This window comes from Hymenobacter sp. AT01-02 (assembly GCF_000961955.2).
Classification (GTDB): Bacteria; Bacteroidota; Bacteroidia; order Cytophagales; family Hymenobacteraceae; genus Hymenobacter; species Hymenobacter mucosus.
In genome coordinates this window covers 1-11,880 of record NZ_JZIR02000140.1, presented here as the reverse complement: position 1 = coordinate 11,880, position 11,880 = coordinate 1, and the positions used below count along the sequence as shown (strand labels likewise).

Sequence of the window (11,880 nt, the reverse complement as noted above, 5' to 3'; positions counted from 1 at the left end):
TGAGTAGGTACCATCGGCATTTGCCACTACCCCGTCGCCGATGATGTAGCCTTCCTCGCGGCCCGGCAGGGTAGATTTCAGCTTACCCTGCTCGCTCATTTTGTGGTGCGTCTGCGAGTAAATAATGCCGCCATACTGCCCGTCGAACAGCACGCTCAGCCGAAAATTCTTGTAGGACACCTCGTTCAGAAAGCCGCCCTTCCAGTCGGCGTACGCCCGCCCGATGTACTTGATGTTGGCGGGCTGTACTGGCAGGCCGTCTTTGTTGTAGATGATTTTGCCGTCGGGCGAGTAGTCGAAGCCGTAGCCATATATGTCGCCGGTAGTGCCGCCTACCGTAGCCAGTAGGGTAGCCGTGCCGCCTGTTCCAATCACCTGTTGGTCTTCCAGGCCCCCGGCCAGGCTGAGCACTTTATTGCGGTTGCGAGACCAGGTAACGGTGCTTTTCCACTTGAAGGCGTTGTTGTCAACAGGGCGAGCGTTGAGCACAACTTCCACGCCCCGGTTGCGCACGGCGCCCGCGTTCAGCAGGGCGCGGCTGTAGCCCGTGGTAGGGTCAATGGGCACTTCCAGAATTTGGTTGCGGGTAGTGTTCTGGTACACCGTCACATCGGCTCCCAGGCGGCCCTGAAACATCAGGTACTCCAAACCGGCTTCGTAACTGACGGTTTGCTCCGGCTTTAGGTTCTTGTTGTAGAGGGTAGTAGCCACCGAGCCTGCCCCAGCAAAGTCGCTGCGGTTGTAGTACTTGTTGTTGCCATAAGGGTCGGTGTCGTTGCCCACTTTCGCGGCCGAAAGCCGAAGCTTAGCCAGCGAAATAGAGGCCGGCATGGGCAGCAGCTCGTTTAGAATAAAGCTAGTGCTTACCGAAGGATAGGAAAACGGCAGGTTTTCCACCGGCAGGGAGCTGGACCAATCGTTACGCCCAGTCAGGTCCACGAAGATCTTATCGTCGTACGACACCGTAGCCAAGGCATAATTGCTGTTGATATCCTTCTCGTACGCATTGAGACCTAATAGCGGGCTGCTCAGGCCGTTGGCTAGCTTGTACACGCCCGGAATTACCAAATCGCGCACTGCGGCATCGGTGCTGCGGTTGCGGCGGCGCATAGCATTACCACCCACGGAGGCCCGCACGTCAAAGTGGGTGTTGAACTGCCGGTGGTAGGTTAGTAGAAAGTCAGTGTTGACTTCGTAGTTGCTGATATCCTGCTGTTTGTAGTAGCCTTTCTGAAAGTTAGCCGTGCTGTACGGGCGGCGCATTTCGCGTCGTTCCTGGGTCATGGCTAGGCCCGAACGCACCAGCAGGCTTAGGCTCTTCGTGAAATCATACGTAGCCGAAATATTGCCCACGGTGGTGCGCGTGGTCGAGGCATTAATCATCTCGTAGGCAATCAGGTACGGGTTATCGATAAACGAGCTGAACGGGTGTACCTGGTCTACTTGGTTGTAGCCGTTTTTCCAGATGGTACGGTACGCGTCGAGCGGCACGTTGGGGTTCTGGAAAATCATGAAGTACGACAACGACTGGTTGTTGTATCCGGTGGCGGGTAGGTTGTCGCTCGTGCGGTTAGTGAAGTTCACTTTGCCCGCCAGCTTTAGTTTGGAGGCCACGGTGTGGTTGACGCTCAAGGCGGCCGTCAGCCGTTCGTAGCCCGTATTGGGCATAATCCACTGGTTTTTGGAGTGCGTGACGGAAGCCCGCGCCGAGCTGGTTTCATTGCCACCTTCTAGCGCCACGCTGTTGGTAAACGTAGAGCCGGTACGGTAAAATCCTTTGATGTTGTCTTTGTAGGGCACCCACGGCACGCGCTCCGCCGATTGGGCTTGGGTCGCCGGATCGTACTGATAGTAGAGCTGTCCGGCAAACTTTGGCCCGAAGGCGCTGCTCGTGCTGCCCGTGTTGGCACCGTCGGGAGAAGCTCCGTAGGAGTAGTACATCTCGCCATTGGCGTTAAACGAGCGGCCCGTACCCTGCCCGTACTCATACTGGTAATCAGGCCATTTCAGCACAGTATTGATACTTGAATTGCTGTTCACGGTCACGCCCAAGCCTTTTTTCTTGCGAGAGCCGGTTTTGGTAGTGATGATGAGCGCCCCGTTGGCCGCCCGGCTGCCGTAGAGGGCCGTTGCGCTGGCACCTTTCAGTACCGTAATGCTGGCAATATCATCGGGGTTGATGTCGGCAATACCGTTGCCAAAATCTACGGGCACGTCGTTGCCGGAGCCCGCCCCGTAGGCGCTACCTACGCCCGAGCTGGTAAGGCCGCTGTTCATGGGAATGCCATCCAGCACCACCAAGGCATTGTTGCCGTTAGGATTCAAAGAATTATCGCCGCGCAGGGAGATGCGCGTTGAGTTCACCGGCCCCGAGCCCGTCGAAACCAAGTTTAGCCCCGCCACTTTGCCCGAGAGGGCCTGCGCAAAGTTGTTAGGCCGCGCTTCCAGCAAGGCTTCCCCACTTACTGTTTGCGTAGCGTAGCCCAACGACTTCTGCTCCCGCGTGATGTTGAGCGCCGTCACAACCACCTCATTCAGCTGCTTGGCGTCGGCGGCTAGGCGCACATTCAGCGTTGTTTTTCCACTTACTGCTACTTCTTGTGTGCTGTAGCCGATGTAGGTCACCAGCAGTACAGCATCGGAAGCCGCAGTGAGTGTATAGCGTCCTTCTGTGTCGGTAGTAGCACCCGTAGTGGTTCCTTTCACTACCACCGTTGCCCCCGGCAACCCCTCTCCTTTCTCATCCGTAACGAAACCTGAGATGGACTGGCTTTGTGCAGCAGTAGTATGGCTCAGAAAAAGCAAGGCAGTACCCGTCGCGCTGAGCCGTAGGACTCGCGCTAAACCACTTGTGGACATGAAATGGGGCAGATTTGTTTGTGGCAAAACTACCCGGCCCCGTTTATGGGAATGTTACCACACAAACACCAAATGTTTATCTATCCACCTGCTGAACAGCCCCGATTTTTGCTAGCTAACAGCAGTCTTTATTCGGAATAGTACTATTACTTAACACTACCGTGTCATCCTAATCAGGCATGCTACATGGTTTACTTCACATTCATCAGTTCAGGTTAAGTACGCTTTCTGTAAGCAGGCTACGGTCTATGTATCCAGAAGCTAAGACACTAGATATTACTGAATGCAACCCTTAGGGGAACAGAAGACTCCTATACACAAAACAACCATATCCACTCTTTGCACTACCCGCTACCGTTATGAAACTATCGAAAGCAGTACTTGGCGCCCTCCTGGTTAGTATAGCTCTTCAAGCCACCAGCTGTTCCAAAAGTGATGCGCCCAGCCCCAAGGAGGAGAAGGAAGGCACTGCTCCATCCAAGCCAGAGCCCTGCCTGCTGTAAAAAGCAGGCACCAAATTCTACAGTAGGTAGTGTTCCGGCTTCCTGATACTGAAACGCCCGGTGCATTTGCACTGGGCGTTTCAATGTTAGCCTGGTATGCGCCCATTTTACCTGTGCAAACCTAGGTAGCAGAAGGCGTAGCTGAGAGCATCCAATTGCAGAGCTTACCGCTTTTACCCCTACCAAGGCAGTTACACCGGAAGGAGCTAGCGGCAGGGCTGCCGATTATTTAGCCCCCGGAGCTTCTAGTAGTCCTTCGTCGTTGATACTCCAGGCGGTAGTGCCCGCGGCACTAATGGTAGCCGTAAACTGCTTGGCCGTAGCCATGAGTTGGAGCTGATTGGTTCGGGCTTCAATAGTAGGTTGGGGCTCTATGCCTAGGTCGGATAATGTAGTTGCGTACCGGCCCGTTTTCTCGTGGTAGCGCTGCTGCCGGTAGTACACCAGCCATAAGTAGCGCTTTTGCTTTTCACCGTAGGGCAGTTGGAATGTGGTAGCAGGGATGCGCGAAAACTGTAAGTACCCCCAACGCTCGGGGTAGTGCATATTAATCACGCCCTGCGGCGACCATACCCAGTTGTGCTCGGGCAAGTTAGTGCCCTTGGCATCTGTAAGCTTATCATTTCGGCCATCCACAGGCCGCGTATCCCATTCTACTCGTGAGAAGTTGATGCGCCATAGCGCGCCCTCCTTGGGTTGCTGCCAAGGGTAGCCCATGCGCAAAGACTGCAAGGGGATGGCCATTTCTACGGTCCAGCCGGTGTCCGTGTCCTGGGAGTGGTTTAGGGTGCCTTGCACCTGCACGCCGGAGCGCAGGCCAGCAGCGTCCCAGCTCACCAAGGCGTCGCCCCTGTTCCGGTAGGGCTTGGGCAGAAACAACTCGAACGTTTTGTTCAGGGCATTTACTTCAATCTCGAAATACTGGTGGGTATTGTTATCGGGGTCAATGAAGACCTCGAAGTCGTTGTCCTTGAAGATGATGTCGTCGTGGTGGGTTTGCGTGGCCCATACCTGCGGCTCTTGCAAGGTAGCCGCAACAAACAGCGTCGAATCGTTCCACAGCATCTTCACCTTGGTTGACCAAGTTGGGCGCGGCTTTCGGTTGCCTTCAATATCGACGAACTCGGTTGTCCAAGCAGCTTGCTGCCACGCACTTTCCTGCAGGTTGCCGTCCATAGTCAGCGCCTGCGTGGTATGCTGCACCACGTAGCCCTGGGGCGTCGTGAACAGCTCTTCCAAGCCCTGAAAAGCCTTTTGCGCTTGGGCTGTCCTAGTGAGTAGCAGCAGTAGCGCCAGACTAGCCCAGCTTTTGCTACCCCAGGCAAGCGGCCCAACCACCCCAACACGGTCAGGGCGTGGCGAGGGCAAGGTAGCGGCTCTTGGCGACTTCTTGCCTTCCAGGCATTGACCATACCAGCCTACGCAGGGCCGCCGTACTGAACTACGTAAGGAAACTTGCATGCGGGCAAGTTACAGGCTCACGCCTAAAGCACTCTATGTAGGACGAGAAATGAGATGATCCGATAGTAGTACATCTAGGGTTCAAGTCAGGTAACCGTTCGTGTAGCTCACCTTAATAATCTACTGCTTTTACAAATCATTGCTGCTTTAGTAACACTAGTAATATAGTGTTATGCGAGTAACATTTTACCTATTTGTAGCCTTAGATGGCGTTTTATGGGTTTTTATCATCATACTGCCTTATAAGGAAGGGCAACAAAATCGGGCTGCAAAGCATGCTTTCTAGGGCACGAGTAGCCTACTGGCAAGGAGCATCATCAGGGTTCAACAACACCGATGCGCGTTGCAAAAAGAGCTTTCCTTCATAACGTCTTCATCTCGAGGTGAGTGTTTTGTGCCACTAAGCATCCAACACCAACCATGCAGCGCGGCACTTCCTTTAGCTTTTGCCATCCTCCCCCAGGCCATACCAGGTCTTTCTGTTGGCCGTCCGGAGGCAGCCGCGGCATCCTCAAACTCGGCGGTCAAGCATGCAAGAACACCGAATAGGCTGCTTCGCCCCGCCACAGAACATCGGGGTTACGCTTCACCAGCCCTCCTACTGCCAACGGGCTAACCAGCCAAAAACGAAGCCCCCACCACGACTTGGCTTACGCTTTCATTGCACCGCTGAACCAAGCCAACGTGCTCCGGTGCTCACGCCAAACAACATTTTCTAGGATCACCAATCCCCAGTCATGGTATCTAAGGTTTTTATGAACAGAGTATTTCTGCTCGTGCTAATGAGCTGCAGCAGCTTGTACTGCTTAACAGGCTGCTCAGAAAAAAAGAAGGAGAAAGAAGAGAAGGTCAAGCTTTTGGTGACCAGCCCCCTGGCCAAGGACACGACAATTACCAAAGAGTACGTGGCCCAGATTCACTCCATTCAGCACATTGAGCTACGGGCGCTGGAAAAGGGCTACCTCCAGAAGATTTTCGTGGACGAGGGGCAGACGGTGCGGCAAGGTCAGGTCATGTTCCAGATTACCCCCCTGATCTACCAGGCCGAGCTGAAAAAGTCACAGGCCGAGGCCAACTACGTGGGGCTGGAGTACCAGAACACCAAGAAGCTGGCCGATAACAATGTAGTATCAAAAAGTGAGCTGGCGCTGGCCCAGGCCAAGTTTGATAAAGCCAATGCCGAAGTTGGCCTGGCCCAAACCCACTTGCAGTTCACCACCATCAAAGCGCCTTTCACGGGCATCATGGACCACTTTCAGGCCCGACTGGGCAGCTTGGTGGATGAAGGCGACTTGCTGACCACGCTTTCCGACAACAGCAAGATGTGGGTGTACTTCAACGTGCCCGAAGCCGAGTACCTGGCCTACAAAGCCCACGCCCAAGCCGACAACCAGCAAGTACAGCTGCTGATGGCCAACAACGAGGTGTTTAACCAGCCCGGCGTGGTGCAAACCATTGAGGCCGACTTCAACAACGAAACCGGCAACATTGCCTTCCGGGCTACTTTCCCGAACCCCAAAGGCCTACTACGCAATGGTGAAACGGGTAGCATCCTCATGTCGGTGCCGCTTAAGCACGCCCTCATTATCCCGCAGAAAGCCACGTTTGAGGTGCTCGAAAAGAAGTTCGTGTACGTGGTAGACGACAAGAAGCAGGTGCACCAGAAGGAAATTACAGTGGCCTCGGAAATGCCCGACCTCTACGTGGTGTCCAGCGGCCTGGCCAGCACCGACAAAATCCTGCTGGAAGGCATCCGAAAAGTAAAGGACGGCGACAAAATCAGGTACTCCTACCAAGAGCCGAAGTCGGTTGTCGCCCACCTGAAAACCGACTCTGAATAAAGCTATTCGCTGTGAACTGCTGGCTGTTAGCGCGTGATGTTGCTAACGGCTAACAGCTAACAGCTAGTAGCCAACAGCTGATATCCATGTTCAGTAAATTCCTTCGCCGACCCGTGTTTGCCATCGTTATATCGGTGGTAATCCTATTCCTGGGTATTCTGGCTATTAAGACCCTTCCGAACTCCCAGTTCCCGGAGATTTCGCCACCGATGGTAATGGTAAGCACGGCGTATCCGGGCGCCAGTGCCAAGGTGCTCACCGAATCGGTGCTCATTCCGCTGGAGCAGGCCATCAACGGCGTACCCGGCATGAAGTACATGACCTCCGACGCCGTTTCGGCCGGGGAGGCCAACATCCAAATCGTGTTCAACCTGGGCACCGACCCCGAGCAGGCGGTAGTAAACGTAAACACCCGTATTGCCCAGATTCTGAACCGCTTGCCGGTGCTGGTGCAGCGCGAAGGCGTGGTGGTAAACCGCGTGGTGCCGAACATGCTGATGTATGTAAACCTCTACAGCAAGGACAAGAATACCGACATGCGGTACTTGTTCAACTACGCCGGGGTGAACATGCTGCCCGAAATCCAGCGTATCGACGGTATCGGACGCGCCAGCATCCTGGGTTCTCGCCAGTACGCCATGCGCGTGTGGCTGAAGCCGGACCGGATGCGGGCCTACAACCTCTCCGTGGATGACGTAATGGAGGCCCTCAACGACCAGAGCGTGATAGGCTCGCCGGGCCGCATCGGCCGCTCCGATGGTAAGGAGCTTCGGCGCTGGAATACGTGCTGACTTACAAGGGCCGCTTCAACGACGTGGAGGAGTATAAGAACGTGATTATCAAGGCCAACTCCAATGGCGAAACGCTGCGCCTCAAAGACGTAGCCAACGTGGAGCTGGGCTCGGAATTCTACGACATCTACTCCAACCTCGATGGCTACCCCTCGGCGGCCATCATGCTGAAGCAGACCTACGGCTCGAACGCCAGTGACGTAATCAAAAGCGTGAAATCCAAACTGGAGGAACTGAAAAAGACGATGCCGCCCGGCATGGACTACAAAATCAGTTACGACGTGTCGAGCTTCCTCGACGCCTCCACCGAAAACGTAATTCACACCCTGCGTGACGCCTTTATTCTGGTGGCCCTGGTGGTGTTCCTGTTCCTCGGTGACTGGCGCTCCACGCTCATCCCAATTATTGCGGTGCCGGTGTCGTTGGTGGGCGCGTTCATTGCCATGCAGGCTTTCGGCATGACCATCAACATGATAACGCTCTTCGCCCTGGTACTGGCTATCGGTATTGTGGTCGATGATGCCATTGTGGTGGTGGAAGCCGTGCACGCCAAGATGGAAGAGAAGCACCTTTCGCCTTACGGCGCGGTGCGCGAGGTAGTAGGCGAAATCAGCGGCGCCATCATTGCCATTACCATTCTGATGACGGCGGTATTCGTGCCGGTGGCTTTCATGAGCGGCCCGGTGGGTATTTTCTACCGCCAGTTCTCGATTACGATGGCCTCGTCTATCGTCATTTCCGGTATTGTGGCCCTGACCTTGACGCCGGTGCTGTGCGCCATGATTCTGAAGAACAACCACGGCCAGCCCCGCAAGAAAACGCCTATCAACCGGTTTATCGACTGGTTTAACCGCGGCTTCGAGCGCCTGACCGGCCGCTACACCAACATTCTGGAGAAAGTAGTGGACCGCCGCGTACTCACCTTCCTGATTCTGGCTGGTTTCGGGGTGGGCATCTTCGGTATCTCCTCCACGCTGCCCTCGGGCTTCATTCCGGCCGAAGACCAGGGCATGCTCTACGCCATTATTCAGACGCCGCCCGGCTCCACCCTGGAACGTACCAATGCCCTTTCGCAACAGCTCTCGAAGCTGGCCGAGAAGGTGCCTGGCATCGAAAGTGTTTCGTCGCTGGCTGGTTATGAGGTGCTTACCGAAGGCCGTGGCTCCAATGCCGGTACCCTGCTCATCAGCCTCAAGCCCTGGGAAGAGCGCAAGGAGTCAGTGCACGAAATTGTGGAAAGCCTAGAGAAGAAAGCGCAGGAGATTCCTGGCGCGACCATCGAGTTCTTCGAGCCGCCAGCAGTACCCGGCTACGGCGCCGCGGGTGGTTTCCAACTCCAATTGCTCGACAAAACCAGTACCGGCGACTACAAGGCCCTGGAAAAAGTGAACGAGGACTTCATGGCCGAACTGAAGAAGCGCAAAGAGCTAGCCGGCCTGTTCACGTTCTTCTCGGCTAACTATCCGCAGTACGAATTGCAGATCGACAACCAGCTGGCCATGCAGAAAGGCGTGAGCATCGGCAACGCATGAATACGCTGAGCGTGATGGTAGGCTCCACCTACGAACTGGGTTTCATCAAGTACCAGCGCTTCTTCAAGGTGTTCGTGCAGGCCTCGCCCGAGTACCGCCGCCTGCCCAAAGACATTCTGGATTTGTGGGTGAAAAACGACAAAGGCGAAATGGTGCCGCTGTCGGCCTTCATGAAGATTGTGAAAGGCCAGGGCGCCAACGAAATCAACCGCTACAACATGTACCCCACGGCCTCCATCCGCGGCGACGCGGCTCCCGGCTTTAGCTCGGGTGAGGCCATCAAGGCCGTGCAGGAAGTGGCCGCCAAAACCCTGCCCCGCGGCTACGACATCGACTGGGGCGGCTTGTCGAAAGACGAAGTGAGCCGCGGCAACGAGGCCATCTACATCTTCCTGGTGGTGCTAGCCTTCGTGTACCTGGTGCTGGCCGCGCAGTATGAGAGCTTCCTGCTGCCACTGGCCGTTATTTTCTCGCTGCCGGCCGGGGTGTTCGGCTCCTTCCTACTGATTAAAACCATGGGCTTGGCCAACAACATCTATGCGCAGGTAGGCCTGGTCATGCTGGTGGGTTTGCTGGGTAAGAACGCCGTGCTGATTGTGGAATTTGCGGTGCAGAAGCACGAGGAAGGCATGTCGGTGCGCGACGCGGCCATTGAAGGGGCGAAGGTGCGTTTCCGCCCGATTCTGATGACGTCCTTCGCCTTTATTGCTGGCTTGATTCCGCTGGTAATAGCCCACGGCGCCGGTGCTATTGGCAACCGCACCATCGGTACTTCGGCCTCGGGGGCATGCTGTTCGGTACCATTTTCGGGGTCGTGCTGGTCCCTGGCTTGTACTACATCTTCGGTACGCTGTCGGAGGGCCGCAAGCTGATTGGGGACGAAAACGAACACCCGCTGTCGGAGTTCGAGCCGCACGTTTTAGTTGAAGAAATAGAAGCTCATGCTTAAGAAACGCATTTATCAGTGCCTCAGCGCCGCCAGCTTAATGCTGGCGGTTGCGGGGTGCGCTACCCCCAGACTGGCGGAGAAAGCCGTGAACCGCACCGTGCCGGCCAGCTACAGCAACGACCAAGGCACCAACGCACCGGGCGCTACCGCTGCGACCCAAACGCAGTGGAAGGAGTTTTTTACTGACCCCAACCTGACGGCCCTGATTGACACGGCCCTGCGTAACAACCAGGAGCTGAACATTGCCTTGCAGGAAATTCAGATTGCCCGCAACGAAGTCCAAATTCGCAAAGGCGAGTACCTTCCTTTGTAGGACTAGGTGCTAAGGCTGAGGCTGAGCGCCCAGGCCGGTACACCTTGCGGGGGGCTACGGAAGAGGAAATAAACATCCAACCCGAAAAGCGCAACCCCGACCCGCTGGCCAACTACCAGATTGGTGCCTTCGCCAGCTGGGAGGTAGACATTTGGCACAAGCTGCGCAACGCCCGCAAATCGGCGGCGTTGCGCTACCTGGCTACTGTGGAGGGCCGGAACTTCACGGTGACCAACCTGATTGCCGAAATTGCCAACTCCTACTATGAACTGCTGGCCCTCGACAATCAGCTAACCATTGTGCGGCAGAACATTGAAATTCAAACCAATGCCCTGAAGCTGGTACGGCTCCAGAAGGAATCGGCCAGAGTGACGGAGCTAGCAGTGCAGCGCTTTGAGGCCCAGGTGCATAACACGCGCAGCTTGCAGTACAACATTCAGCAGCGCATTGTAGAAACGGAAAACCGCATCAATTTTCTGGTGGGCCGATATCCGCAGCCCATCACCCGCAACGATGCTTCGTTCAACGACTTGGTGCCGACGACCATTCAGGCAGGCATTCCTGCACAGCTACTGCAAAACCGCCCCGATATCCGGCAGGCGGAGCAGCAATTGGCAGCCGCTAAGCTAGACGTGCAGGTAGCGCGGGCCAACTTTTACCCGGCGTTGCGCATTACGGGGTCGGCTGGGTTTGAAGCGTTCAAGCCGGGTTTGCTCTTTACTACGCCCGAATCTATGCTGTACTCCCTGGCGGGTGATTTGGTGGCGCCCTTGGTCAACCGCAACGGGATAAAAGCCGTGTACGGCAGCGCCAACGCTGTGCAAACCCAGGCTGCCTACCAGTATGAGCGGACCATCTTGAACGCCTACGTGGAGGTAGCCAACCAGCTTGCCAACATCAGCAACCTGGAAAAAAGCTACAACGAGAAAGCCTTGGAAGTGCAGGCCCTGAACCAGTCTACCACGATTTCCAACAGCCTGTTCAGCTCGGCTCGCGCCGACTACACCGAGGTGCTGTTCACCCAGCGCGACGCCCTGGAATCGAAGTTCGACCTGATCGAAACCAAAACCCAGCAGCTAAATGCCATGGTCAATGTGTACCGGGCTTTGGGTGGTGGCTGGCAGTAGGTAGTCGGGTAATAGCCTAGAAACAAGCGTACCCGCTGCCCTACCAGGGTAGGGTTTACCAGTTAGGCGCGCTACCCAAAACCTGACCCTGGGTTAACTACTCGCAAAAGAGCGTCTGCTGATATCCGGCAGGCGCTCTTTTAGTAGTGAGCGTGGGCACTAACCTCCGCGCCGGGTTGTGCAGGAAACAAATACCACCCGGTTGCGGCGGCTTTTTCTGCCTGAAAACAGGTGTAGGGACGTTGGTACGAAGAAAAGCGGGTAGTGGCCTCGGCAGAATAGCGTAATTTCTAGAATAGCAGTTGAGTTCTATGCTATTGATGCCGTACCGGTCCATTGCTAGTCTTGCTTCTCCTATCTACTGTCTGATAATTGCTTACTGCGTAAAAAATAAGCTACTGATCAGCTACCACGAGAAGCTGGCACTTGGTTACGTTATATAAAAATACAGCTCAGCAGTGCTGTTTCAGGCTTTCATTACTTTATAATAATATTTATATTATT

At 55.4% G+C, this 11,880-nt stretch carries 3 protein-coding genes and 2 pseudogenes; 3 read left to right on the top strand and 2 right to left on the bottom strand.

Annotated features, from left to right (window positions below):
- Together VI25_RS21220 and VI25_RS21210 are read right to left on the bottom strand one after the other, a co-directional pair.
- Positions 1–2,859 (bottom strand): SusC/RagA family TonB-linked outer membrane protein (locus VI25_RS21220; RefSeq protein ID WP_082455765.1); only part of this gene is annotated, 2,859 nt, incomplete at its 3' end.
- Between the two features lie 728 nt (positions 2,860–3,587).
- Positions 3,588–4,823: a carbohydrate-binding family 9-like protein gene (locus tag VI25_RS21210; RefSeq protein ID WP_082455763.1), complete on the bottom strand. Its 1,236-nt coding sequence runs from the start codon at positions 4,821–4,823 to the stop codon at positions 3,588–3,590.
- Between the two features lie 755 nt (positions 4,824–5,578).
- Here VI25_RS21210 and VI25_RS21205 point away from each other — a divergent pair.
- From VI25_RS21205 to VI25_RS21195, 3 genes and pseudogenes are all read left to right on the top strand, one after another.
- Positions 5,579–6,664, top strand: coding sequence for an efflux RND transporter periplasmic adaptor subunit (locus VI25_RS21205; RefSeq protein ID WP_045689848.1), 1,086 nt, complete (start codon positions 5,579–5,581; stop codon positions 6,662–6,664).
- A gap of 86 nt (positions 6,665–6,750) precedes the next feature.
- Positions 6,751–9,936, top strand: a pseudogene (locus tag VI25_RS21200) (efflux RND transporter permease subunit).
- Positions 9,929–11,376 (top strand): annotated as a pseudogene (locus VI25_RS21195) (TolC family protein). The pseudogenes VI25_RS21200 and VI25_RS21195 overlap by 8 nt, the downstream one beginning before the upstream one ends.
- Positions 11,377–11,880 lie beyond the last annotated feature (504 nt).

Coding starts and splice junctions, on each gene's coding strand:
- VI25_RS21210 (WP_082455763.1), bottom strand. CDS start 4,823: ATGCAAGTTTCCTTACGTAGTTCAGTACGGCGGCCCTGCGTAGGCTGG.
- VI25_RS21205 (WP_045689848.1), top strand. CDS start 5,579: ATGAACAGAGTATTTCTGCTCGTGCTAATGAGCTGCAGCAGCTTGTAC.